The organism is Bradyrhizobium iriomotense (assembly GCF_018129405.1).
GTDB lineage: Bacteria > Pseudomonadota > Alphaproteobacteria > Rhizobiales > Xanthobacteraceae > Bradyrhizobium > Bradyrhizobium iriomotense_B.
Window position 1 is genome coordinate 80,430 of sequence record NZ_JAFCLP010000017.1, and the last position, 23,065, is coordinate 103,494.

General features: G+C 64.7%; 24 protein-coding genes. 17 read left to right on the forward strand and 7 right to left on the reverse strand.

The window, feature by feature from the left end:
• Position 1: 1 nt before the first annotated feature.
• Both JQ592_RS28145 and JQ592_RS28150 read right to left on the reverse strand, forming a co-directional pair.
• The gene (locus JQ592_RS28145; RefSeq protein ID WP_211406028.1) at positions 2-487 is read right to left on the reverse strand and encodes a hypothetical protein; all 486 of its coding nucleotides are present in this window, start codon (positions 485-487) and stop codon (positions 2-4) included.
• Between the two features lie 183 nt (positions 488-670).
• On the reverse strand, positions 671-1,030 hold the full coding sequence (locus tag JQ592_RS28150) for a hypothetical protein (RefSeq protein ID WP_211406029.1): 360 nt from the start codon (positions 1,028-1,030) through the stop codon (positions 671-673).
• A 252-nt stretch (positions 1,031-1,282) separates the two neighbouring features.
• Here JQ592_RS28150 and JQ592_RS28155 point away from each other — a divergent pair, with 252 nt between their 5' ends.
• The 9 genes from JQ592_RS28155 to JQ592_RS28195 all read left to right on the forward strand — a co-directional run bounded on the left by JQ592_RS28155 (position 1,283) and on the right by JQ592_RS28195 (position 9,216).
• Positions 1,283-2,068, forward strand: coding sequence for an alpha/beta hydrolase (locus JQ592_RS28155; RefSeq protein WP_211406030.1), 786 nt, complete (start codon positions 1,283-1,285; stop codon positions 2,066-2,068).
• A gap of 99 nt (positions 2,069-2,167) precedes the next feature.
• Positions 2,168-3,817 (forward strand): malonate decarboxylase subunit alpha, encoded by a 1,650-nt coding sequence (gene mdcA / locus JQ592_RS28160; protein WP_211406031.1) that lies wholly within the window; start codon positions 2,168-2,170, stop codon positions 3,815-3,817.
• A gap of 9 nt (positions 3,818-3,826) precedes the next feature.
• Positions 3,827-4,144 carry a malonate decarboxylase acyl carrier protein gene (gene mdcC, locus JQ592_RS28165; protein ID WP_211406032.1) on the forward strand — a complete coding sequence of 106 codons (318 nt, stop codon included), beginning with the start codon at positions 3,827-3,829 and terminating at the stop codon, positions 4,142-4,144.
• Positions 4,141-5,079 carry a biotin-independent malonate decarboxylase subunit beta gene (locus tag JQ592_RS28170; protein ID WP_211406033.1) on the forward strand — a complete coding sequence of 313 codons (939 nt, stop codon included), beginning with the start codon at positions 4,141-4,143 and terminating at the stop codon, positions 5,077-5,079. Before mdcC ends, JQ592_RS28170 begins: the two co-directional genes overlap by 4 nt.
• The gene (mdcE, locus tag JQ592_RS28175; RefSeq protein WP_211406034.1) at positions 5,066-5,788 is read left to right on the forward strand and encodes a biotin-independent malonate decarboxylase subunit gamma; all 723 of its coding nucleotides are present in this window, start codon (positions 5,066-5,068) and stop codon (positions 5,786-5,788) included. The genes JQ592_RS28170 and mdcE overlap by 14 nt, the downstream gene beginning before the upstream one ends.
• Positions 5,763-6,443 carry a malonate decarboxylase holo-[acyl-carrier-protein] synthase gene (mdcG, locus tag JQ592_RS28180; protein WP_211406110.1) on the forward strand — a complete coding sequence of 227 codons (681 nt, stop codon included), beginning with the start codon at positions 5,763-5,765 and terminating at the stop codon, positions 6,441-6,443. Before mdcE ends, mdcG begins: the two co-directional genes overlap by 26 nt.
• Positions 6,440-7,321, forward strand: coding sequence for a triphosphoribosyl-dephospho-CoA synthase MdcB (gene mdcB / locus JQ592_RS28185; RefSeq protein ID WP_211406035.1), 882 nt, complete (start codon positions 6,440-6,442; stop codon positions 7,319-7,321). Before mdcG ends, mdcB begins: the two co-directional genes overlap by 4 nt.
• Positions 7,318-8,268 carry an AEC family transporter gene (locus JQ592_RS28190; RefSeq protein ID WP_211406036.1) on the forward strand — a complete coding sequence of 317 codons (951 nt, stop codon included), beginning with the start codon at positions 7,318-7,320 and terminating at the stop codon, positions 8,266-8,268. Before mdcB ends, JQ592_RS28190 begins: the two co-directional genes overlap by 4 nt.
• A gap of 9 nt (positions 8,269-8,277) precedes the next feature.
• Positions 8,278-9,216: an acyltransferase domain-containing protein gene (locus JQ592_RS28195; RefSeq protein WP_211406037.1), complete on the forward strand. Its 939-nt coding sequence runs from the start codon at positions 8,278-8,280 to the stop codon at positions 9,214-9,216.
• Positions 9,217-9,405: 189 nt separating this feature from the next.
• On the opposite strand, the gene JQ592_RS28200 is transcribed toward JQ592_RS28195, so the two are convergent.
• The 4 genes from JQ592_RS28200 to JQ592_RS28215 form a co-directional block, all read right to left on the reverse strand.
• Positions 9,406-10,233 carry a helix-turn-helix domain-containing protein gene (locus tag JQ592_RS28200; RefSeq protein WP_246820724.1) on the reverse strand — a complete coding sequence of 276 codons (828 nt, stop codon included), beginning with the start codon at positions 10,231-10,233 and terminating at the stop codon, positions 9,406-9,408.
• 621 nt (positions 10,234-10,854) lie between these two features.
• Positions 10,855-11,238: a response regulator transcription factor gene (locus JQ592_RS28205; RefSeq protein WP_211406039.1), complete on the reverse strand. Its 384-nt coding sequence runs from the start codon at positions 11,236-11,238 to the stop codon at positions 10,855-10,857.
• Between the two features lie 107 nt (positions 11,239-11,345).
• A complete protein-coding gene (locus tag JQ592_RS28210; protein ID WP_211406040.1) occupies positions 11,346-12,017 on the reverse strand; it encodes a response regulator transcription factor in 672 nt (223 codons plus the stop codon).
• Positions 12,014-13,891, reverse strand: coding sequence for a PAS domain-containing sensor histidine kinase (locus JQ592_RS28215; protein WP_246820725.1), 1,878 nt, complete (start codon positions 13,889-13,891; stop codon positions 12,014-12,016). Before JQ592_RS28215 ends, JQ592_RS28210 begins: the two co-directional genes overlap by 4 nt.
• Positions 13,892-14,366: 475 nt before the next feature.
• On the opposite strand from JQ592_RS28215, the gene JQ592_RS28220 reads away from it, so the two are divergent.
• Both JQ592_RS28220 and JQ592_RS28225 read left to right on the forward strand, forming a co-directional pair.
• Entirely contained in the window at positions 14,367-15,221 is an 855-nt protein-coding gene (locus JQ592_RS28220; protein WP_211406042.1) for a helix-turn-helix domain-containing protein, read from the forward strand.
• Positions 15,218-15,472: a hypothetical protein gene (locus JQ592_RS28225; RefSeq protein ID WP_211406043.1), complete on the forward strand. Its 255-nt coding sequence runs from the start codon at positions 15,218-15,220 to the stop codon at positions 15,470-15,472. Before JQ592_RS28220 ends, JQ592_RS28225 begins: the two co-directional genes overlap by 4 nt.
• Before the next feature lie 455 nt (positions 15,473-15,927).
• Here JQ592_RS28225 and JQ592_RS28230 read toward each other — a convergent pair whose 3' ends face one another.
• Positions 15,928-16,620, reverse strand: a complete 693-nt coding sequence (locus JQ592_RS28230) for an SDR family NAD(P)-dependent oxidoreductase (RefSeq protein WP_211406044.1) — start codon at positions 16,618-16,620, stop codon at positions 15,928-15,930.
• Positions 16,621-16,859: 239 nt separating this feature from the next.
• On the opposite strand from JQ592_RS28230, the gene JQ592_RS28235 reads away from it, so the two are divergent.
• From JQ592_RS28235 to JQ592_RS28260, 6 genes are all read left to right on the forward strand, one after another.
• A complete protein-coding gene (locus JQ592_RS28235; protein ID WP_211406045.1) occupies positions 16,860-17,663 on the forward strand; it encodes an SDR family oxidoreductase in 804 nt (267 codons plus the stop codon).
• A complete protein-coding gene (locus JQ592_RS28240; RefSeq protein ID WP_211406046.1) occupies positions 17,656-18,858 on the forward strand; it encodes a pyridoxal phosphate-dependent aminotransferase in 1,203 nt (400 codons plus the stop codon). Before JQ592_RS28235 ends, JQ592_RS28240 begins: the two co-directional genes overlap by 8 nt.
• A 331-nt stretch (positions 18,859-19,189) precedes the next feature.
• Entirely contained in the window at positions 19,190-20,011 is an 822-nt protein-coding gene (locus JQ592_RS28245) for an ABC transporter permease (RefSeq protein ID WP_246820726.1), read from the forward strand.
• Positions 20,011-20,814 carry an ABC transporter permease gene (locus JQ592_RS28250; protein WP_025576071.1) on the forward strand — a complete coding sequence of 268 codons (804 nt, stop codon included), beginning with the start codon at positions 20,011-20,013 and terminating at the stop codon, positions 20,812-20,814. Before JQ592_RS28245 ends, JQ592_RS28250 begins: the two co-directional genes overlap by 1 nt.
• Positions 20,815-20,842: 28 nt before the next feature.
• Positions 20,843-21,907 carry an extracellular solute-binding protein gene (locus JQ592_RS28255; protein ID WP_246820727.1) on the forward strand — a complete coding sequence of 355 codons (1,065 nt, stop codon included), beginning with the start codon at positions 20,843-20,845 and terminating at the stop codon, positions 21,905-21,907.
• Positions 21,908-21,918: 11 nt separating this feature from the next.
• Positions 21,919-23,013, forward strand: coding sequence for an ABC transporter ATP-binding protein (locus JQ592_RS28260; RefSeq protein WP_211406049.1), 1,095 nt, complete (start codon positions 21,919-21,921; stop codon positions 23,011-23,013).
• Positions 23,014-23,065 lie beyond the last annotated feature (52 nt).

Here is a 23,065-nt window from a genome sequence, read left to right on the forward strand (position 1 = left end):
CTCAGGGATTGCCGGAGCCGACGATTGAACCCGTGCCGCCCATGGACGTGGGTCCAGGCACCGCCACGGACGGACTGATTCCGGCGCCGCCGAGCTCGGTGGACCCGAGCGGAATCCCGACGCGGCCGACCGTCGAGGTCGAGGGAGGCAGGGCCGACTGGGAAGCCGTGCCGTTGGCGCAGGCGAGCGAGGAGCTTCCGGAGAGACCGCCGCCGTCGAAAAGAGCTCCCGATGATCCGGTATTGCCTGATGCGGCGCAGTTGGTCATGCCCTGCGATGGCGTGATCGGAGACACGCCCGGCGTTGCAATTTCAGTTGAGCCCAGCGGAATGCCTTCAGGCCGCGTCGAACCCATGTTGAGCGGCGAGGTCGAGGGCATGCCGGTCGATTGTGGTGTCGCTGGCATCGTCGGCAGCGTCATTTGCGCTATGGCCGCGACCGGAGCGAGCCATATCAGGCCCATCGCGAGCGCCACGCCCAGATGCATCGCTGCATACGGGCGGCACCGGAACCGCCCCGGCTGACCGCTATTCGTTGAGAGCTGTTCTCGCATGGGCTGCTCCGAAGACTTTCACTTGCGCCGGACGATAGGGACCGGCCAATGCAACCGTATTCCCTGAATGCACGTCGTGCTGTCTGGCCGCACGATCGGGGGGCATCCCTTTTGTGATCATTGCTGCTGCTTCAGAAGGATCTGCGTTGCCTGGGACAGCTCGCGGCGGCACGTGGCGATGTCTCTGGAACGGTCTGCGGCGCGGGCGCGGTCGAGTGCATCGAGCGCGAGCCGAAAGTCCAGTCCGCTGGGGCCCTCTGCCTGTGCCAGCGATCGCGGTGTGGGCTGATGACTGCGCAGCGCATCGAGGCTTTCCGGGCCCCAGCCATGCGCGCCGGCATTCTTCTCGATCGCCGCGTCCAGTTGCGCCTGGACGCGCCCGATCGAATCCGCGCAGGAAGCTGCATGAGCCGGGGATGCCGCATGGAGGAGGATTATAAGCGCAGCCGCAATCTGGATGAGTGAATTCGATGTCATTGTCGATCCTCTCGTGTCGGTGATTGAACGTCTGTCTCGAATGACGGAGCCGATACGAGCCGTCTTTCGCTTATGAACGTCGGCAGCTCCACATGCGCACGAGGTCGTGCCATCAGAGAAACCGGACGTGAGCTGGATCGGAGTTGTAGCGGACTTGCCGGCGTGCGAAGTGGCAAGGGCCGTTGTTTGCCGAAATACGCAAGGGAGCGGCGAAACTAGTGTCGCGTCATTCCAACCCGGAGTGATCCCGACATGAAACACCTCAACGCTGGCCTCGCCTTTGCCGCCGCTCTCTCCCTATTCGCGACCGTCACCCCGGCGAGCGCGGAACCCCTGAAGAACATCGTCCTGGTGCACGGCGCCTGGGTCGATGCGTCGGGCTGGAAGCCCGTCTACGAGATCCTGACCAAGGAAGGCTTCCGCGTGACGATGGTGCAGGAGCCCGAAACCTCGTTCGCCGACGACGTCACGGCAGCGAAGCGCATTCTCGATCTCCAGGACGGCCCGACGCTCCTCGTCGGCCACAGCTATGGCGGCTCGATCATCACCGAAGCCGGCGTCCACCCGAACGTCGTCGGCCTCGTCTACGTCGCCGCACACGCGCCCGATGTCGGCGAGGACGAATCGGCGCTGGGCAAGAAGACGCCGAGCGTGCTCGGCAAGACCGAAGGCGTCATCAAGGTCACGCCCGACAAGTTCACCTATCTCGATCCCGTGCAATTCCCGAAACTGTTCGCGCCCGATCTGCCGCGTGAGCGCGCCGAGTTCGTTGCGCGCTCTCAGGTCCCGGCTGCGACGCAGGTGTTCAGCACGCCGCTCACGGCGGCGGCGTGGAAGACCAAGCCGAGCTGGGGCATCGTTGCCGGTGGCGACCAGATCATCAATCCGGATCTCGAGCGCTGGTACTACGAGCGCGCCAAGAGCCACACCACGGTGATCCCGGGCGCCAGCCACTCGGTCTACGAGTCCCATCCGAAGGAAGTGGCGGCCGTCATCACCCGCGCCGCTCGCAGCATCGATCAACCGGCCACGCGCTGACGACGTGTTTTTGCCGGTCTTGACGCACGGCCGGCAGAAGGAAGGACGGCGGGAGCGACAGCACTCCCGCCGGCCTGACTGCCCCATCAGGAGGATTCCGTGAACACCAGCTGGCAGAATAACCGCGCCGCGCGCGATGCGCGCATAGCGGCCGGCGCCGGGCTCGCGCGCGGCAAGGTCGTTGAGGCGAGCGACGCCACGCGGATGCTCGAGGCGGTGATCAGGCCGGGCGACCGGGTTTGCCTCGAGGGTGACAACCAGAAGCAGGCCGATCTACTCAGCCGTGCGCTGCTCGCCGTCGATCTCGCGAAGGTTAACGATCTGCACATGGTGCAGTCGGGCGTCGTTCTTCCCGAACATCTGGACCTGTTCGAGCGCGGCGTCGCGAAGCGCCTCGACTATGCCTATTCCGGGCCGCAATCGGCGCGCATCGCCCGCATGCTGTTCGGCGGAAAGATCGAGCTGGGCGCGGTCCACACCTATCTCGAATTGTTCGCCCGCTATTTCATCGACCTGACGCCGCAGGTCGCGTTGATCGCAGCCGTCAGCGCCGACCGCGAAGGCAATCTCTACACCGGCCCCAACACCGAGGACACGCCGACCGTCGTGGAGGCGACCGCCTTCAAGGATGGCATCGTGATCGCCCAGGTCAACGAGATCGTCGAGACGGTGCCGCGGGTCGACATCCCGGCGGACCGCGTCCACTTCATCGTCAAGTCCGACAAGCCGTTCTTCGTCGAGCCGCTGTTCACGCGCGATCCGGCCGCGATCACCGAGGGACAGATCCTGACCGCGATGCTCGCGATCAAGGGCATCTATGCGCCCTATGGCGTGCAGCGGCTCAATCACGGCATCGGCTTCAGCACCGCCGCGATCGAGCTCCTGCTGCCGACCTTCGGCGAGAGGCTGGGACTGAAGGGCAGGATCGCAACCCATTTTGCTCTGAACCCACATCCGGCGCTGATTCCCGCGATCGAGTCCGGCTGGGTGCGGCAGATTCACTCGTTCGGGTCGGAGGTCGGCATGGATGACTACATCCGGGCCAGATCCGACGTCTACTTCACCGGCCCCGACGGCTCGCTGCGATCCAATCGCGCCTTTTGCCAGACCGCCGGCCTCTATGCCTGCGACATGTTCATCGGCTCCACGTTGCAGATCGACCTGCAGGGCAATTCGTCGACGGTCACGACATCCCGTATCGCCGGGTTCGGCGGCGCGCCGAACATGGGCGCGGATGCCCGCGGGCGCCGTCATCCGAGCGAGCCCTGGCTGAAGGCCGGAGCGGAGTCTGATCCCGACAGTCCCGCGGCGCTACGCCGTGGCCGCAAGCTGGTCGTGCAGATCGGAGAGACGTTCGGCGACAAGAACGTGCCGTTGTTCGTCGAGAAGCTCGATGCGATCGAGCTTGCGGAGAAGCTGAACCTCGAGCTCGCGCCGATCATGATCTATGGCGACGACGTCACGCACATCGTCACCGAGGAGGGTGTCGCGAACCTGTTGCTGTGCCGCACCGCGCAGGAGCGTGAGCAGGCCATCCGCGGCGTTGCGGGCTACACCGATGTCGGCCGTCGGCGCGACCACGGCATGGTCGCGCACCTGCGTGAGCGCGGGGTGATCCGCCGCCCTGAGGATCTCGGCATCAATCCGCTGGATGCGGATCGCAGCATGCTGGCGGCGCGCTCGATCAAGGATCTCGTGCGCTGGTCGGGCGGCCTCTACGCGCCGCCGTCGAAATTCAGAAACTGGTGAGGATGGTCCATGGAAGATCTCAGGTTTCAGCACAGGGTTCGCGCACGGGCCGGCGGCACCAGGCAGAGCGCGATCGTCGGCGTGGTCGCCTCGGGCAATCTGGAAGTGCTGGTGGAGCGCGTGCTGCCCGATGCGGAGTGCGCCCTCGACATCAAGACCGCGGCAATTGGCTTCGGAGAAGTGTGGACCGCCGTGATCGGCGATTTCGTCGAGCGCTATTCGCCCGGCGGGCTGAGATTTTCAATCAACGACGGCGGTGCGCGCCCCGATACGGTCTCGCTTCGGCTGGCGCAGGCGGTGCGATCGATCGCGGAGAATGGCCAATGACCGCGCCACTCAAGGACATCACCCCGGCCGAACGGGCCCGCAGCACCAGCTTCTACGAGGCGTCGGCCCGCACGCGGCTGGATCTGCTGCTCGATGCCGGCAGCTTCGTCGAGTTCATCGGGCCGGAGCAGCGCGAAGTCAGTCCTCACTTGAAGATTTTTGATCTGCCCGAGCAGTTCGACGACGGCATCGTCGTCGGTCGCGGACGCCTCGATGGCGCGCCGGTGTTCGTTGCCGCACAGGAGGGCCGCTTCATGGGCGGCGCCTTCGGCGAGGTGCACGGCGCCAAGTTGACAGGGCTGCTTCGCGCCGCGCGCCAGGTCGCCTCGATCCCCGTGCTGATCCTGTTCGACACCGGCGGCGTCCGGTTGCAGGAAGCCAATGCAGGCGAGCTCGCCATCGCCGAGATCATGCGCGCCGTCATGGAAGCGCGCGCCGCTGGCGTGAAAATCATCGGTCTGATCGGTGGCAGGTCCGGATGCTATGGCGGCGGCGGGTTGATCGCCGGCTGCTGCTCGGCGCTCGCCGTCTCGGAGCCCGGGCGCATCGCGGTCTCGGGCCCAGAAGTGATCGAGACCAATCGCGGTGTCGAAGAGTTCGACTCCCGCGACCGCGCGCTGGTCTGGCGCACCATGGGCGGCAAGCATCGCCGCCTGCTCGGCGCCGCCGACGTTTTCGTCGATGACAATGTACAGGATTTCCGCGAGGCCGCGCTGGAGCTGCTGGGTCTGGTCGGACCTTTCGGTCTCGATAGCCTGAAGGCCGAGCAGGAGCGGCTTGCCGACCGGTTGCGCCGCTACGGCGCCTGCTTCGATGCCGTCGACATCTGGACAGCCGAAGGCATTGCGCATGCCGAAACGGTTCCGGAGCTGCCGGCCGATCAGTTCATTGCGCTCGCCGACAGGATCGGGAGGACCAGCCGTGACGCTCGATGACATTCTCACTGCGCTGTTCCCCGACGGACATGAGGTCAGGAACGACAAGGGCGTGCTGCTCGGTACGGCGACGCTGCGATCCGGCGACAGCATGCTCGTCCTCGGTGTCGCGGATCGAACGGCACTGGGCGTCGACGAGGCGATCAGGTTGTCCGGTCATGTGCTCAGGTCGATCGGCCGGGACAGCGGTCCGATCCTGGTGCTCGTCGACAGCGACAGCCAGCGCATGAGCAAGCGCGACGAGCTGCTCGGGCTGAACGAATTCCTCGCGCATCTGGCCAAGGTGTTGATCCACGCGGACATGAACGGCCGCCCGACCATCGGTCTTCTCTACGGTCACTCGGCGGCGGGCGCGCTGCTCGCGACGGGACTTGCGACCCGCGTGCTGGTCGGATTGCCGGGCGCAGACCCTGCAGTGATGGACCTGCCGTCGATGGCGAAGGTCACCAAGCTGTCGATGGAAGCGCTGGAAGAGAAGGCGAAATCGACGCCGGTGTTCGCTCCGGGCCTGTCCAATCTCACGCAGATGGGCGCCGTTCACTTGACATGGAGCCATGCCGCTCCGCTTGCCGACCAGCTGGAGGCGCTGCTGGCCGACATGCCGGCCGCGCGGGACGGGCGGGATGCGCTCGGCAAGGCGCGTGGCGGCCGGCTCAAGGCCGCCGAAATCGCGGAGCGTGTTCGTGACCTCGCCCTGCAAGCACGCTGAGCGTCCACCGGGTCGTCACGACCTCGTCTTCGTCAGCCCGGCAGGGTGGCGCGCGATGCTGGATGCGCGCAGCGATCTCGCGACAGATTCCCTTCTCGCGCGCTGGCCTAAAATGCGTTGGCCGACGGTCAGGCGACGCGCGCTGCCACGGGAGGAAAGCGGTCTCGCTTTGGGCCTGCCCTTGCCGCCTTCGGCCGGCAAGAAGCGAATCTCCCTCCTGGTTGATAACGACCACGTCACCTCCGTCGCGAGGCCGCCGTTGCTGCGGCAGGCGCGGGCTTACGCGCCGCGCAACTGGTGGCCGACGCTCGACCGGCTCGACGCGATGGCGCATCGCCATGCGGTGGACGCGCGCGTGTTCGGCAGCCTGGCCTGGCAGTCGCTGACGGGACTCGACTACGTGACCACCCATTCCGATCTCGATGTCCTGTTCGAGTTTCGAAGCGAAACCGACGTCGATCGCTTCGTCGCCGATGTCGCCGCGATCGAGATCGAGGCCCCAATGCGGCTCGATGGCGAGCTGATGCGCGCGGATGGTGCTGCCGTGAACTGGCGCGAATACCATGGCGACGCGAGCGAGCTCTTGGTGAAGAGCATCGAGCGCGTGGTCCTGCTCGGCAGGCATCAATTCATTTCGGGAGCGATCGTATCATGATCACCACAGCCGCAAGAGGCGTGGAACGGACGGCGCTGCGCCGGGCGCAGATCGCGCCAAATGTCTCCGCTATCGGTGCTGTCGCCACGGATTGCCTGGTCAAGGAGCTCGAAACCTGGCCGAAGCCGGGGCTGGTGAGCCACGTCGACAACGGCAGCCACGACGACATGGATGCCGGCACGTTTCGCCGCAGCGCTGCGGCGATCAGGCCTCATCTGCAACGCCTGGCCGATGCGGGCGCGCTTGGTTGCGGCATGGGGCGGCTGCGGATCATCGGCCTCGAGGCGGAGCGGGCCATGTTCGCGGCGACGGTGGGGGTCAACACGCATCGTGGCGCGATCTTCGGGCTCGGCCTGCTGTGCGCGGCGGCCGGCGCGAGAGCCGCTGGATTGGTCGATCCCCGGCTCCCGCTTGGCGATGTCGTGACGCGCCTGTGGGGCGACAGCATCCTCGACGGTCCGGTGCTGCTGCACAGCCATGGCAGCGCGGCCCGCCGCCGCTTTCGCGCGGGTGGTGCGCGCATCGAGGCGGCGAGCGGATTTCCCAGCGTCTACGGAATTGGCTTGCCGGCCTTGCGCAGAGCGGCGCCTGTCGTGCCGGAGGATGCGGAAGCAGCAAGGGTCGAAGCGTGCTTTGCCTTGATCGCATCCGTTGAGGACACCAACCTCCTGCATCGCGGCGGGCTCGATGGCCTTCGCTTTGCGCATGAGGAGGCGCGCAGCTTCATCGCTTCAGGCGGCGTCTGCGCGTCCGGCTGGCGTGCGCGGGCGCAAACGATCCACGACAGCTTCGTCGCCCGTCGTCTTAGTCCGGGTGGATCGGCCGACCTGCTGGCTATGACGCTCTTCGTCGATGCCCATGAGGGGCTGAGCGCATGACGTCGAATGTCATCCTGATGGCGCTGGTGCCGGTCTTCTTCGTCCTGCTGCTCGGGTTCGTCGCAGGCAAGGCCCGCATCGTCGACAATGGTCGCGTCGAAGGCCTCAATGCGCTCGTGATGGATTTCGCCTTGCCGGCCTCGCTGTTCGCCGCGACCGCATCGGCCCCGCGCGACCGGATCACCGATCAGGTCCCGGTCTTTCTCGTGATCGGCCTGACCATGCTGATCATCTATCTCGCCTGGTACCGGTTCGAGCGCACATTCTTCGAGGTGACGAGGTCCGACGCAGCGGTGCAGGCTCTGACGGTCGGCTTCCCAAATCTTGCCGGAGTCGGTCTGCCGATCCTGTCGACCGTGCTCGGGCCGGCCGGTGTCGTCCCGGTTGCCGTTGCGCTGGCAACGGGATCGATCCTCGTCAGCCCCCTGACCCTCGTGATCGCCGAGATGAGCGGCAGTAAGACCCGCATCGCCGATGCTCCGGCGTCGCCGGTTCTGACGGCCACCCGGCGCGCGTTCGCCAAGCCGGTCGTGTGGGCGCCCGCGCTCGGCGTCGTGTTCTCGTTATCTGGTCTGAAGCTCGATCCACTTGTCCATGCCTGCCTCGTCCTGATCGGGAACGCGGCTGCGGGAGTTGCGCTGTTCCTGACCGGTCTGGTTCTGTCGGCCCAGTCGCTCCGGGTCGATTGGCGGGTCGTTGCAGCGACGGGAGCTGCGGACATCCTGCGTCCGTTGCTGGCCGTCGCGATCGTCTACGGCTTTCATCTCGGTCCTGATGTTGCGAAGACGGCAATTTTGCTCGCGGCATTGCCGTCGGGCTTCTTCGGCATCCTGTTTGCGGTCAACTACCGGCTGGATTCCGCGACGGTGGGATCGATGGTCATCACCAGCACCGGATTCAGCATCGTGACCCTGGCGATTGCGATCGCAACCCTCTTTCCTCGTTAGGCCGCGATCATGACGCTTGCGATCCTCTGCTCGGGGCAAGGCAGGCAGCATCGGGAGATGTTCGCCCTCACGGGCGATGCGCCTGAGGCCGCGCATCTGTTTGCGCACGCGGCGGCATTGCTCGGCGGCGAGGATCCGCGCGAGTTCGTCCACGCCGAAGCCGATGAGGCCCTGCATCGCAACCGCGCCGGCCAGATTCTCTGCACCCTGCAGCCACTCGCAGCAGTGAGCGCGCTCGCAGATGCCATTTCGCGTGGCGTCATCATTGCCGGCTATAGTGTCGGCGAAGTCGCGGCCTGGGGTGTCGGCGGCCTGTTCGATGCGACCGCTACGCTCGATCTCGTCGCGCGCCGCGCGGAGGCCATGGATACGGCCACGTGCGCAGGCGACGGGCTGATCTACGTCCGCGGTCTTTCGCGAGAACAGCTCGATCGCCTTTGCGAGCGCTACGACGCAGCGATCGCCATTGTCAATCCGGGCGAAGCCTTTGTCATCGGCGGCGGCCGCGAGGCGCTGAGCAAAATTGCCGGAGACGCGCAGGTGATGCATGCCGCAAGGATCGTCGCGCTGCCGGTTGAGGTCGCCTCGCACACCAAGCGGCTCGCAGAAGCATCGTCGGTCTTTCTTGAGGACTTGCGCAGTGCGCGGGTGGTATTCCCGCCGCAGGCCGGCGTGCGCATTCTGAGCAGTATAGATGCCGCTCCGGTCGTCTCGGCCGAGAGCGGCCTCGACAAGCTTGCGGCGCAGATCTCGCACACCGTGCAATGGGCCGATTGCCTGCAAGCCTGTGTCGAAGCGGGCGCGACGGGCTTTCTCGAGCTCGGTCCGGGGCATGCGCTGAGCGGAATGGCTGCGGAAATCGCTCCCACGCTTCCGGCGCGCTCGCTTGATGATTTCAGGAGTCTTCAGGGCGTCCGCGCCTGGGTTGCGCGTCATCTGAGCGCCTAGCTGGAGCCGCGCCGTCGAAAAAAGGGGGCCGTCCTTTGGGGGGAGGACGGCCCCTGAATGCTCGTATGCCCAGGGAGGAGGAAGGCTCGAGCGGTGACTTGGGGGTCTCAGTCACCTAACGCACACAGCATCGCCGATCCCGCAACAGAAGTATTTCACGAAGCCCGGCTAGTTCTCATTTCGCATGATTCACGAGAAATCAGCGGGCAGCACGTGAGCCACGGTCCTTGATGTCGAGGCCGGATCGGACAGCCTGAGCGAGACCGACGCGTTCCGGCTGGCGCAGCGCCACCGCGCGGGCGTGTCACCCGTGATCCGTTTGAAGACGGTGGAGAAATGCGCCTGGGTGCAGAAGCCGACGGTCAGCGCCACCTCGGCGAGGGCCATCTCGGAATTCGACAGCAGCGATTTCGCACGCTCGATGCGCTGATGCAGCAGATACTCGCGCGGTCGGTACCCCGTCGCGGCGCGAAACTGGGCTGCGAAATGCATCCGGGACAGTCCCGCGACCTTGGCGAGCTCGGACAGGCTGATGCAGTGGTCGAAGTGCGTCCCGACATATTCCTCGACGCGCCGCAGCCGCCATTTCGGCAGGGCATTCACCCTCGCGTGTGGCAGCTCGCGCCGGGCAAGGTGCATGGCCAGCGTCTGGCCGATGCAGCGCGCGAAGTCCCGGTCGGCCGAATGGCCGCGTTCGGTCAGCGCTTTCGCAAGCTGCTCGGCGAAGGGGTCGCGGAGCAGGATGAGGTCGTTGAGCCCTTGGGCAGAGGCAGGTCCTGCTCCAGCCCGCAGAGGCGGAAAATAGCTGCTGGCCGAGACGTGGAAGTGGAGGAAATCGCAGGGCGCGCAGAACTGCGCACTGAGCTGCTGCGACGGGGCGCCGATATACAGCGTGCCCGTCGGCATGACGCCGTCGAAGATGGTGTGACGGCCTCTGGTCAGCTTGACGCGGGTCGTCTTCAAGGCGATGGCGAAGAAGTATCGGTCCGCGGGCGTCGTCGCGTCTTCGCGCCTCATGCCCGTTTGCGTGCAGGTCCAGCGCGAGATCGTGATGTCGTCGGGCGCGGTGCCCGCTCGTTGACCGGGCTGACGCCACCTCCGTTCGAGGGGAAATGCGCGAGTCTCCTGCGGGGAGGCAGGTTCGCGGCGGCTGGGTTGATACGTCAACCGGGCGCCGGCCGCTTGCATATCAGTGAGCATCGTTCGTCCCCGTGTCCTGAATTCCGCTGCCGTGGTGATGGCTGCCGAATGCGATTGGTGGATGCTCAAACGATAGGTGCGATATCACCGCAAGGCTCGTTAAGGATGCTTAAGCGATATTAGATTTTGCAAATGCGAGGGGTGCGACCGCGTGTCGCAAAAAGTTCAATTGAACCAACGGGATCAATTGGATGCGTTGTGAGGCCCGCTGTTGGGGCCACGCGATTTTGACGCGAGGCGCAGGTCTGATTCAGGGGCAGGCGCGGTGACACGTCGATGCCGGGGGTGAGGCCCGGCGCGATCGCCTGCCGATGTCGACGAAATCGACGGCGACTATGAGGTTTGCCGAGGCCTGCCGGTATTTCCGGTCCACCAACCCGGTTGCCAGAATGCACGCTTGGGGGACGAGGGTGCCGCGCGAGGAGCGACGGATGGATTTTACGGCCGTGCGTCGTGGCCTGCCAGCGCGTCCTCGAGACAGCGGATGATCTCGTCGCCGCTGGAAGGCTTGCCGAGATAGCAATGCGCGCCAGCGGCCATTACGCGCTGACGCACGGCTTCGGTTGGAAATGCCGTCATGAAGATGATCGGGAAGCGCCGGCCGGAGGCGATCAACTGTGCCTGCAGTTCATCGCCGGTGATCACGGGCATCTGAATGTCGGCGATCATGCATGCCGGATCGTCTCCTGGCGCATGCCGCAGGAAGTCGACGCCGGACTCGTAGGCATCGGCCTGGTAGCCAAGCGAGCGAACGAGGCTCGCAAGCGAAGTGCGAACGCCCTCATCGTCGTCCACAATCGCAATCACAGGGGTTTTGGCCATTCGCGCACAATCCTGACCGCGGTGTTCCGCCGGGGCAAGGAGGATATCTCCCGTTGCGCGGCCGATGGCGTCTTATGCACCCGGGGCGAGGCCCACCGGAATTATACTCAGGTTTGGTCCGTAGACCTGCGGGTCTGGGAAACCCCGAGCGCCTCGGCCTTGCGAACGAGGTCGGCCAGTGACCTAACCCCCATCTTGCGCATGACGTTCCCGCGGTGGATCTTGACGGTGATCTCGCTGAGGCCGATCAGGGCGGCGACCTGCTTGTTCATCAGGCCGGCGGTGACATGGCCCATCACCTCGCGCTCGCGCGCCGTCAGGGTCTCGTACTGGGCCCGGATGTCCTCCCTGGTCGCGGCTTCGGCACGGTGCTGGGCATCGCGCTCGAGCGCCGCCGTCACGGCATCGAGCATGTCCTGGTCGCGGAACGGCTTGGAGAGGAAGTCGACGGCGCCAGCTTTCATGGCGCGCACCGACATCGGAATGTCGCCATGGCCGGTCATGAAGATGATCGGATAGCTGATGCCCTGCCGGACAAGTTGCCCCTGCAGATCGAGCCCGCTCACGCCCGGAAGGCGGACGTCCAGCACGATGCAGCCGGGGCCGTCGGGCAGCGAGCCGGCGAGCAGTTCGGCCGGCGAGCCGAACAGCCGCGTCTCGAGGCCGACGGATCGGAACAGGCTGTCGAGTGAGGCGCGGATGCCCGCATCGTCATCGACGATGATGACAGTCGCGCTGGAGGGTTGCGCCGGCGGCTGAGCCTGGTTTGGTCGTGTCATGGCGAGGCGTGTTCTTGGCTATATGGCAGTGTCAGGTGGAATGTCGCTCCCGAACCCGGGGTGCTCGCCACCGACAATCGGCCGCCGTGAGCTTCCACCGTCGTTCGGCAGATCGCAAGCCCCATGCCCATTCCGCCATCCTTCGTCGTGAAGAACGGGTCGAACAGGCGCGGCAGGTCGTTAGGGTGGATGCCCGGGCCGCTGTCCTGCACCGTGATGGCGAGGGTTTCGCTGCCCACGATGCCGGCGCGCAGCGTGATGGTGCGGGGACCGGGCCGGCCTGACATGGCCTGGCCGGCATTGACCAGAAGATTGACCAGGACCTGTTGCAGCTGAATCCGGTCGCCGCGAACCGGCGGCAGGCCGGGCTCCGTCTCGACGACGAGGGCGACGTCGTCCTTGGCGAGCTCGCGCGCGACCAGCGCCGTCGCCTCCGCGATGATCTCGCCTATTTGCAGCATGTCTTGCTGGGCCGGGGCCTTCTTCAGGAAGGTCCGGATGCGAGTGACGACCTCGCTGGCGCGGCGGCCCTGAGCAACGACATGGCCGATCGTGGTCGCAACCTCCTTGAGATCGGGGACGTCGCGCCGCAGCCAGCGCAAGCCGGCTTCGCCGCTGGTGACGATCGCCGCCAGCGGCTGGTTCACCTCATGCGCAATGGAGGCGCTGAGCTCGCCGAGGGTGGCAACGCGCGCAGCATGGGCTAGGTCAGCCTGCGCTGCGAGCAGCGCGTCTTGCGCCTGCTTGCGCTCGGTGATGTCGATGACGAAGACGAGCACGTCGTGATCTTCGTCGGATCGGGGCGAAAAGGTGATCGTGAACAGCACGGGGATCTTGCGTCCGTCGAGCCGCACGAGCTCGGTCTCTCCTTCGTGGAACCGCTCTCCTTGCGCGAATGCGACGAGGGCGTCGAGGAAACTGCGATCGTTCTCGCCCAGCAGCTTGTCCGCACTCTCGATGAAGGCCGCAGAGCTGCTTGCCCCCGCCATCTTCTGCAGGGCCGGATTGACGTCGACGATCCTGGCGAGCCCGCGGGCATGCCGGACGAAATCGGGATGTCGTGCCAGATAATCGCGCAGGTCCGCCCCGCGCGTCGGTAGCGAATCCAGCGCGGCCCGCAATCCGCTCCAGTCTTCCTCGACGACGCCGATCCGAGTTGCGTCGAACATCCGGCGGTATCGCTGCTCGCTCTGCACCAGCGCGCTGTGCGCGGCCACGCGGTCCGTGACATCGGTGTGCGTTTCGAGCACCGCCACGGGTTTGCCGAGGTGGTCGTGCTGCAGGGCCCATCGGGCATCGACGGCGAGTATGGAGCCGGCCTTCGTCCGCTGCTCCACCCTGCCTTCCCATCGCCCGGTATCGAGCAGGCTGGTCTCGATGACTTCCCGCCGGTCGGAATAGCTGGTTCGCAGCAGCTTGTCGGCGAATTGCCCGAGCGCCTCGTCGGACGACCAGCCGTAGGTCTGTTCCGCAGTCTTGTTCCAGAAGGTGATCACGCCGCCGCGATCCCTGACGAAGATCATGTCATGCGAGAGATTGAGCAGGCGCGCCTGCGCCGCGAGGCGCCTCGTCGCCGCGTGATTCTGCAGCACCAAGAGGGTCGTGATCCCGATTGCCGCCAGACTCACCAGCGCGCGAAGGGCAGGGGAGGCGATCGTCTCCAAATCGTGCGAGATGAGATAGGCGCTGATGGTCAGGACGATGCAGCCGGCTGCGGCGATGATGATGTCGTTGCGCCGGTTCGTCCGCGCCGCAAGCAGGATGGCAACAACGTAGAGAACGGCGACCGCGCCCTCGAGCGGCGTCAGCACGTCGACCATGAAGACCGCGAAGGCGAGAGCGGCGGACCAGAACCGCAAGCCGGCGCGGCTCATGGATGAACCCGTGGGCCGATCAAGGTTCGTCATCGTCGCAGGCGGTGTTTCTTCTCATCGCAGCGGCGTTGATGCCGCGATTTGATCGCGTCCACAATATCCGGCCAGACGATTTTCGTGCTCTCTTGGAAGACCTCGTGGGAAGTTGAATTCGGCGCGAGCTCCGACAAAGGGATTCCCCGCCAGAACAAGGCTTGTCGCTGATCTCGCCGAACGCGGGCGCGTCAAACTACCGCAGGCGCGTCGCACCGCCGGGCTCGCACGTCCGCGGATGCAGACGAGGAGTTCCGCTCGCGCTCTCGTCCGATGACTGCGCTTGCGATCATACCTAGGTATGACGCGGTTAACCCGAGACCTTATCCGTGCACCCGCGCGTAGAATGGAGCGTGCGGATCACCGAACTACTCTGCCCCCATCGCATTCGGGCAAGCCTGCCAGGCATTGCCGGTGCGTACTGGGACAAGGAGGCTCGACGATGTCGCTGCAGATGTCATACCCGCAAACCGCCAAGGATCATGTCGCCGCCGCAATCGACGTCTCGTCGATCGACGGCCCGCTTCTGCGGCCATCGAAACGTTCGCCGCGCTCCGGCGAGGGGGCAATGACGCTCTCCCTCGTGCATTTGGATGTTGCACTGGCCATCGAGCCGCCTGCGCCGGACGTGCCAGGTTTGGCCGACGGCGAGCCGAGCTTCAAAGTGTCCGCGAAACGTCTTGCGCGCGCGTCCGCCGAGTCCGATCGGGAGACGGATGCCGAGGAGGTCGCTGACCCCGTGATGCGGCGCCTCTCGGATGCGCTCGCGGCCACCAGAGCTATGCACCATCCCCATTCTGCCATCCTTGTCGACGCGTTGCGTCTGGCCATGCTGACCCGCAAAGCCAGCCGGCGGACGGTGGTCGGTCGAGGCCAGTCCGAGCCGGCCGAAGGCGACCGCGAAGGGCAAGCCTGCCGGGCGGTGCGGTCGCTGCAGAAATGGCGCCTCAAGCGCGTCATGCAGTATATCGACGATAATCTGGACGCGAAGGTCACCTTGCAGCATCTGGCCGCCGTGGCCGGCCTGAGCCGGATGCATTTCGCCGCGCAGTTCCGGGCGGCCGTCGGCATGCGGCCCCACGATTATTTGCTGAGGCGGCGGATCGAGCGAGCCCAGGAGTTGCTGCAGCGGGCCGACGTCTCGCTCGTCGACATCGCCTTGACCGTCGGCTTCCAGACGCAGGCTCATTTCACGACGGTGTTCAAACGCTTCGTGGGCGATACGCCGTATCAGTGGAGGAGTGCGCATCTCGCTCAATTTCTGCCGCTGCCGCGCCCCGAGGCGAGGCCGTCATGAGCAGCGTCGGCATTCAGGCCCTGTTGCTTTCACTGCTCGGCATTCACTCGGCGCTGACGCACCACGAGATCATGGCATTGTTGGCGATCGTTCGCGGTCTCGGCGCCTCCTATCGTTTCGCATCTTCGGAACCGGGGGCGGGCGTCTTCTATGGTCGCGTCACCCTAAGCTTCTGCAGGCTCATTGCCGCCGGCATCGCGCGTTATGCATCGATGGAGTCGGCGATCGAAGAAACGGCCACGCAAGTCTGAAAGCTCGTAGGATGGGTTGAGCCCTTGCGAAACCCATCTTCTGAATTGCAGTCCAGCACACTCAGTGCCGGATCATCTGTCTCCCTCCGCCGCCGACGCAAAGGCCTGACGCGAATCTGGTTCTCGCAAGTTCGAGCCGCTATGGGCGGATGACGAGAAGAAGCTCTCAGTGCTCTCCCGTGCGAGACGCCGGGACAGGCGGCCCGACGTGGAGCCCTGACATCGCTCCCGACGGATTTTCCGAAGGTGATATAATGCCCCTGTTTTGCCCGACGAGTCAAACGGCACCGTCACCGGCATAAGTGCTTGATCCCGCAGGCCGCGGCTACTGTGCATGGGGTTGTTTTCGACGTTTTTTTGCCGGAGCGCTCAACCATTCGCAAATCTCCGCTCCCACTCGCTCCGCCTCCCATCCCCAAAACGTCACGTTGTGGAGAAGTAGTTCCGGCCCCGCCTTAAAGCATCGGTTCGAACTGGCAGTGCACGAGCATCTCGGAGACCGACGCGTTGTTCGGCAGCATGAGTGCGGTTTCCACCAGGCGGGCGATGTCGCCCGGCTGGCTCATCTCGTGGCGGGGGATCTCGTCGTCGTTCAACGTCATGTCGGTGGCAACGTAGCCCGGACAGATCACCGTCGCCCGAATGCCGGCCGCGCGTCCTTCCCGGCGAATGCCGTGGGTGAGTGCGACAACGGCGAACTTGGTCATCGCGTAGCCAACGTTGCTTCCCACGCGCTTTCCGGCAAGGGACCCGAGATTGATGACCCGGCCATGACCGCAGACGGCCAAATGAGGGAGGGTGGCTCTGACGAGGCGGAGGGGACCCTTGACGTTTACGCGCCACATTTCGTCCAGTTCGTTCTCGCCTTCGTCGGAGACGCGGACCTTCGGATTGATTCCGGCCGCGTTGATGATGGCGTCGACGCCGCCCCACCGCGCGACCGTTGCGTTGACCCAGGCGATCGGGCTCTTGGCGTCTTCGGCATCATAGCGGTGCGTCATGAGCCTCTCGCTCTCGGAGAGGCGGCTCGGATCGCGAAGTCCCGCCGATACGCGGAAGCCCGACGCCAGCAGCCGGTCGACGACGGCGCGTCCGATGCCGCGCGAAGCCCCGGAGACCATGACGATCCGATTGCCGACTTCCAACATCCGTGTCCGTCTCCTACTGCGGGCCAAGAGTGTTGCGAAATGTAAGGGGACACCCGCGACGACGAGTAAGAGAAATTCACTCTGACTGCATCGGGTATGCTTATGGCTCGCGTGCCCGACGACTTTCAGCCGGGGATATTGGATGTCCTTATGAGGGCAGAACAAATCCGCTGTATGCGTGCGCCAATCTCCGCACGTAATTTTCCGCCGCTCGGCCTGACTGCAAGAGAGCTCTGCGGATGGGATTTTCGGACTACCGAACGGCGTTGGTGACGGGCGCGTCCTCCGGTATCGGGGCTGCGACGGTTCGGCGCCTCCGCGCCGAGGGGCTCGAGGTTCATGCGCTGGCGCGCGACGTTGGCCGGCTGGCCAGCCTGTCTGCCGAGACCGGATGCCACGCCTGCGCGGTCGATGTGAACGATCTCGACGCCTTGAAGCGCCTTGCGAGCTCCGCCGAATTCGATGTTCTCGTCAACAATGCCGGCCAGTCGCGGCGCGGCACTATTCTGGATACAGCGCCTGATGATGTCGACACGCTGGTCGACGTCAATCTGCGGGCGGTCCTGCACCTGACGCGGCTGATCGCACCAGGCATGGTGAGGCGCAACCGCGGCCACGTGGTCAACGTCTCGTCGATCGCCGGCCACTATGCCTTCGGCGAGAACGCGACGACATTCAATTCATCGGTGGCCTATCACGCAACGAAGGCGGGCATTCATTCGCTGTCGCAGCAATTGCGCGCCGATCTCTACGGCACCTGCGTTCGCGTCACCGAAGTTTCGCCCGGGCGCGTGGCGACGAGCATCTTCCAGAACCAGAACGCCGCCGACAACCCGGATGCCCGCTTTGTCGGCGGCTTCGAGACGCTTCAGTCCGAGGACATCGCGGATGCCATTGCGTTCGCGGTGGGATCCCCAGCGCGGATGAACGTCGCGATGATCGAGGTCGTACCAACATTCCAGGTCGTCGGTGAATTGCGATTTGCGAGCCGATCCGAGGCCGCACGTTTAAGAGAAATGAGAAGTGGAGCTGAAAATGCCTGAACTCGCAGACCGCCTCAAGACCGTGAAGGTGTCGGCCTCGGCGGCGATGACGGACAAGGCGCGCGAGTTGCGGGATGCCGGCGTCAAGATCGTGGGCCTGTCGTCCGGCGAGCCCGATTTTCCGACGCCGCCGCACGCGATCGAGGCCGCACATCGGGCCGCTCTCGCCGGCGATACCAAATATCCGGCGCAGCCGGGGACCGTGGCGCTGCGGACCGCGGTCCAGCGCAAGTTCAAGCGCGAGAACAATCTCGACTACGCCCTCGACGAGATCCTGATTGCCAATGGCGGCAAGCAGATCATCTTCAACGCGCTGTTTGCGACCTGCAATCCCGGCGACGAGGTCGTCATTCCGGCGCCGGGCTGGATCACCTATGCGGACATCGTTCTTCTGGCGGAGGCGACGCCCATCGCGGTGCCTTGCCCGGAGAACAACCAGTTCAAGCTCCGCCCGGCGGACCTGGATGCGGCGATCACGCCCCGGACGAAGTGGCTGATCCTGAATTTCCCCAACAATCCGACTGGCGCTGCCTGCACGCGCGAGGAGATGCGCGCGATCGCCGATGTCATGCTGAAGCACCCCGACGTCTGGATTCTCACCGACGACATCTACGAACATCTTACCTACGATGGCTTCGAGTTCTGCACCATCGCGGAGGTTGAGCCGAGGCTGAGGAATCGCGTCGTGACCGTGAACGGCGCGTCCAAGGCCTACGCCATGACCGGCTGGCGGGTCGGCTATTGCGGCGGTCCCAGGGACCTGATCGCGGCAATGAACAATGTCCACGGTCAGGCGACCGGAGGAATCTGCACGGTGAGCCAGGCGGCGGCCGTCGCGGTCCTGGACGGACCGCAGGACTACCTGAAAGAGCGCGCCGACATTTATCGCGACCGGCGCGATCTGGTGGTCAAGCTCCTCAACCAGATCCCCGGCATCACCTGCCACAAGCCCCAAGGGGCCTTCTACGTGTTTCCAAATATCGCCGGCTGCATCGGCAAGACCACGAGGGGCGGGCGACGGCTGGACACCGATGCCGACTTCATCTCGGCTCTGCTGGAGGAGCAGCATGTCGCGGCGGTGCCGGGCGGCGCCTACGGCATGAGCCCGTACTTCCGAATTTCCTACGCGACCGATACCGAATCGCTGAGGGAAGGCTGCCGGCGTATCGCGAGCTTCTGCGAAAGCCTGCGCTGACCGGGCGTCGATATGTCAGGGGCATGGCCCTCGGCGGAGAACGAAAGATGCAGCTGGCGGCATTCGTCGACCAAGATCGGAGCAGTATGCCGAACCAATTGTCATAATCCTTCCTAATGCCCCTAAACGAAGATGTTCTTGGTCCTGTAGGATGCCGACGCATAAGCTTTGTGCAAAGAGGGGTATTGTCTTGGTATCGCGCAGTCGAGGACGGCCAGCGATGACCACCAGCAACGATGCGGTGGCAGTCTTAGGTGTTCAAGCTCCACCGGCAACCCGGGGGGCACCGCGGTGGCGCCTGGCATTGCCAGTCGGGCTGTTGGCCGTCCCGATGCTGGCATTCCTCACATACTTCTTCTTCTATCCGGCGCTGGGGCTGCTGCTCTCGAGCATCCAGACCCAGGACAGCCGCGGCATCATCGGCCGTCCATTTACGCTGGCGCACTATGCGCGTCTGATCAACGTCGAGCTCTATGCACGCGTGCTCTGGACGACGCTGCGGATCAGCATCATCACCTCGGTGCTTGCGACAGTGCTCGCCTATCCGGTCGCGCTGGTGATGGTCAAGAGCCGTCCGATGGTCACGCGGATCATTACTCTGATCGTCATCGCGCCCCTGATCGTGAGTGTGGTGGTTCGCGGCTACGGCTGGCAGCTGGTGCTCCAGAACGGTCCAAAGGGAATGCTGAACTGGATCCTGATGACGCTGCATATCGTCGACGCACCGATATCGGTCCTCTACACCGAGGCCGCCGTCGTCATCGGATCGCTGCACGTGTTCTTCCCGATGATGGTTCTCCCTTTGGCCTCGGCGCTCGGCAAGATCGATCCCAATCTCGAAGATGCGGCCCGGATGCTGGGCGCGCCATGGTGGAAGGTGTTCCTCCGCGTGACGCTGCCGCTGAGCATGCCCGGCTTTGTCGCCGGCTTTACCCTGGTCTTTTCGCTCACCGCCGGCTCGTTCGTCATCCCCGCGATCCTGGGCGGCGCCTCGGCGGTGATGCTCGGCAATCTGATCGAGCAGCAGATCTTCGTCGTCTACGACTGGCCGTTCGGCGCTGCGATTGCCGTCGTTCTCGTCGGCCTCGTCCTTGCGGTGAACGGCGTCTCGATGTGGCTTCTGGAAGGCCGGCGCCTCAGGAGGCCCGAGTGATGGACGAGCGGTTTTCCGGCTTCGGCGCCTTCATCCTCTACACGATCACCGCCGGCATGATGCTGTTCATCCTGGCGCCGCTGCTCCTCGTCATGGCCGTGTCGGTTTCCGATTCCTATTTCGTGACGTTCCCGCCGCAGGGTTTCACGCTGAAATGGTACGCCAAGGTTCTCCAGGACCGCGACTTCCTCGAGGCGATGAGGCTGAGCATCCTGCTCGCGCTCGGCACGACGGCGGGCTCGCTCCTGTTCGGCGTGCCGGCAGCCTTTGCGCTGGTCCGCGGCCGCTTCTTCGGCCTGGCGGCGATCAAGGGATTCCTGCTGTCGCCGCTGATTTTCCCGGCGCTGGTCACGGGCCTGGCGCTGCTTCAGGTCCTGACCAAGCTCGGTTCGCAGGATGCGCGGCTCAATCTCCTGATCGGGCACGTGGTCGTGACGTCGCCCTATGTCATCCGCACCGTCGTCACCAGCCTCCAGCTCGTGGATGAGAACCTGGAGGATGCCGCGCGCACCCTCGGCGCAAACCGGCTGACAACCTTCTGGCGCGTGACGCTGCCGCAGATCGCCTCGGGCGTCGCCGCCGGCGGACTGTTCGCCTTCATGGTGTCCTTCGACAATTACCCGGTCACGATGTGGCTGGCGAACTCGGAATACTCGCCCGTGCCGCTCGTCCTGATGCGGCAACTGGTCAACGTCTTCGACCCTTCCGTGCCGGCGATGTCGACGATCATCATCCTGATGGCGATGGTCGGCGTGCTGCTGCTGGAGAAACTGGTCGGCCTTCGCCGCGCGCTGGCTGCCTGATGTGCATTGGTAGATGGAGATTGGACCGATGAAGCTGACACGTAGGACTCTCATTAAGGCCGGTGCATCCGCGGTTGCCTTTCCGACGATCATCAGCCGGTCGCGGGCGCAGGACGCCAAGCAGCTGCATGTCGGCGTCTACAACTCCGCGCTGGGCAAGCTGATCCAGAAAGAGGTCATTCCGAAATTCGAGGCCGAGTTCAAGTGCCGCGTCTTCACCATCGAAGGCGCGACGCTGTCCAACATCGCCGCTCTCCGCGCCACGCGTGATACGCCGCGCTTCAGCATGATGATGATGGACGATGTCGGCATCCCTCAGGCCAAGCAGGAAGGGCTGATCGACAAGCTCGATGCCGGGAAAATTCCCAACCTCGAGAAGGTCTATAAGCGCTATCTGTTCGAGGAGGGCTACGGCGTCGGCTTCTCGATCTCGAGCGCGGCGATGTTCATCAATCCGCAGGTGACGAAGCCGCTGGAGAGCTATGAGCAGATTTTCGACGCGAAATATCGCAAGCAGATCCTGCTGAACACGCCCAAGAACACCCAGAGCGTGCTGATGCTCATCGTGGCGACGGCGCTCACGACCGGCAAGCCGCTGCAGGAGGCGCAATATCTGGTCGATAGCGGCTGGGACAAGCTCGCTGCTCTCAAGCCCAACGTCCTGACGATCTACGACAGCGAGGCGCAGGTGCTCCAGGTGGCCCAGGGCCAGGCGACGATCGGCGGCATCGAATATTCGAAGGCGATCTATCCGCACACGGCGAAGGGTATGCCGATCGACATGACCTTCCCCAAGGAAGGTGCGTTCACCGGCATCAACAGCATGACGCTGGTCAAGAATGCGCCCGAGCCGGAGCTTGCCTGTGCCCTGATCAACCGCATTCTGGAGCCTTCGGTCGCCAAGATGCTGTCCGAGCAGACGCTCAGCGCGCCCTCGGTCGGCGGCATCGACTTCAAGCCGGAGACGGCCAAGTTCCTGGCCTATCCCGACACCAAGGCGACCGATCTCGGACTGTTCACGCCGGATTGGAAGTTCATCGTTCCGCGCCGCGGTCCGTGGCTGGAGCGCTATAATCAGGTGTTCACGAGCTAGGACAGGCTGCCATGAGGTCTTCCGAAGTCAGGCTTGACCGCCTCAGCAAGGAATATAACCGTACCGTTGCGGTCGACGACGTCTCGCTCACGATCGAGCCCGGCCATATGGTCGCGCTGCTCGGTCCGAGCGGATGCGGCAAGACGACCTGCCTGCGCATGATCGCGGGGCTGATCCGCCCGACATCCGGCGACGTCTTCGTGAACGACAGGAGGATGACCGGCGTTCCCGTGCATCGCCGCAATGTCGGGATGCTGTTCCAGAACTACGCGCTGTTTCCTCATCTGACCGTCGAGGAGAACATCGCCTTCGGCCTCGAGATGCGCGGGATATCCAAGGCCGATGCCGCAAGAAAGGTGGGCGAAGCGCTCAACCTCGTGCAGCTCTCCAGCTTCGGCAAGCGCTATCCGGCGCAACTCTCAGGCGGCCAGCAGCAGCGCGTCGCATTGGGGCGGGCCCTTGTGATCGAGCCGGCCATGCTGCTCCTGGACGAGCCGCTCGGGGCGCTCGACAAGGGACTTCGCGAGAGCATGCAGGTCGAGCTGCGCGCCCTTCAGCGCAGGCTCGGCCTGACCACCATCATGGTGACCCACGATCAGGATGAAGCCCTGACGATGGCCGACAAGATTGTGGTCATGCGCGATGGCAAGCTCGAGCAGGTCGGCTCGGCGACGGAAATCTACCAGCGCCCGGCCTCGAAATTCGTCGCGCAGTTCATCGGAGCGTCAAATCTGTTTCATGGGCCTGTCGAGCAGCGCAATGGAAGTGGAGCCGTCATTCGCGTCTCGCCCGAATTGAGCCTTCAGGTCGACCAGATCCCACAATCGGCAAGCGACGTGATGGTCTCGATCAGGCCCGAGGCGATCGTGGTCGAGCGCGTTGGCCAGAGCCCGGCGGCGCAACGTGCCAACAGCGTGACGGCGCGTGTCGACCAGGCCATCTATCGTGGATTCGTCAGTCATTATTATCTCAAGACGCAGAGCGGCGGGCAGATCATCGTATTCGAGCAGAATCAGTCGCAGCAGGCCGGGCTCCGATACGCGGTGGGCGAGGAGGTCGTGGCGCGATGGGAGTCGCCCAGCAATCACGTCATCGCGCGTCACTGAAATCGGAGGCGAGCGCGACGTCCTGCCGGCAATCGACATCCCTTATACCCGC

Coding starts and splice junctions, on each gene's coding strand:
- JQ592_RS28145 (WP_211406028.1), bottom strand. CDS start 487: ATGCATCTGGGCGTGGCGCTCGCGATGGGCCTGATATGGCTCGCTCCG.
- JQ592_RS28150 (WP_211406029.1), bottom strand. CDS start 1,030: ATGACATCGAATTCACTCATCCAGATTGCGGCTGCGCTTATAATCCTC.
- JQ592_RS28155 (WP_211406030.1), top strand. CDS start 1,283: ATGAAACACCTCAACGCTGGCCTCGCCTTTGCCGCCGCTCTCTCCCTA.
- mdcC (WP_211406032.1), top strand. CDS start 3,827: ATGGAAGATCTCAGGTTTCAGCACAGGGTTCGCGCACGGGCCGGCGGC.
- JQ592_RS28170 (WP_211406033.1), top strand. CDS start 4,141: ATGACCGCGCCACTCAAGGACATCACCCCGGCCGAACGGGCCCGCAGC.
- mdcB (WP_211406035.1), top strand. CDS start 6,440: ATGATCACCACAGCCGCAAGAGGCGTGGAACGGACGGCGCTGCGCCGG.
- JQ592_RS28190 (WP_211406036.1), top strand. CDS start 7,318: ATGACGTCGAATGTCATCCTGATGGCGCTGGTGCCGGTCTTCTTCGTC.
- JQ592_RS28195 (WP_211406037.1), top strand. CDS start 8,278: ATGACGCTTGCGATCCTCTGCTCGGGGCAAGGCAGGCAGCATCGGGAG.
- JQ592_RS28200 (WP_246820724.1), bottom strand. CDS start 10,233: ATGAGGCGCGAAGACGCGACGACGCCCGCGGACCGATACTTCTTCGCC.
- JQ592_RS28205 (WP_211406039.1), bottom strand. CDS start 11,238: ATGGCCAAAACCCCTGTGATTGCGATTGTGGACGACGATGAGGGCGTT.
- JQ592_RS28210 (WP_211406040.1), bottom strand. CDS start 12,017: ATGACACGACCAAACCAGGCTCAGCCGCCGGCGCAACCCTCCAGCGCG.
- JQ592_RS28215 (WP_246820725.1), bottom strand. CDS start 13,891: ATGAGCCGCGCCGGCTTGCGGTTCTGGTCCGCCGCTCTCGCCTTCGCG.
- JQ592_RS28220 (WP_211406042.1), top strand. CDS start 14,367: ATGTCGCTGCAGATGTCATACCCGCAAACCGCCAAGGATCATGTCGCC.
- JQ592_RS28225 (WP_211406043.1), top strand. CDS start 15,218: ATGAGCAGCGTCGGCATTCAGGCCCTGTTGCTTTCACTGCTCGGCATT.
- JQ592_RS28230 (WP_211406044.1), bottom strand. CDS start 16,620: ATGTTGGAAGTCGGCAATCGGATCGTCATGGTCTCCGGGGCTTCGCGC.
- JQ592_RS28235 (WP_211406045.1), top strand. CDS start 16,860: ATGGGATTTTCGGACTACCGAACGGCGTTGGTGACGGGCGCGTCCTCC.
- JQ592_RS28240 (WP_211406046.1), top strand. CDS start 17,656: ATGCCTGAACTCGCAGACCGCCTCAAGACCGTGAAGGTGTCGGCCTCG.
- JQ592_RS28245 (WP_246820726.1), top strand. CDS start 19,190: ATGCTGGCATTCCTCACATACTTCTTCTTCTATCCGGCGCTGGGGCTG.
- JQ592_RS28250 (WP_025576071.1), top strand. CDS start 20,011: ATGGACGAGCGGTTTTCCGGCTTCGGCGCCTTCATCCTCTACACGATC.
- JQ592_RS28255 (WP_246820727.1), top strand. CDS start 20,843: ATGAAGCTGACACGTAGGACTCTCATTAAGGCCGGTGCATCCGCGGTT.
- JQ592_RS28260 (WP_211406049.1), top strand. CDS start 21,919: ATGAGGTCTTCCGAAGTCAGGCTTGACCGCCTCAGCAAGGAATATAAC.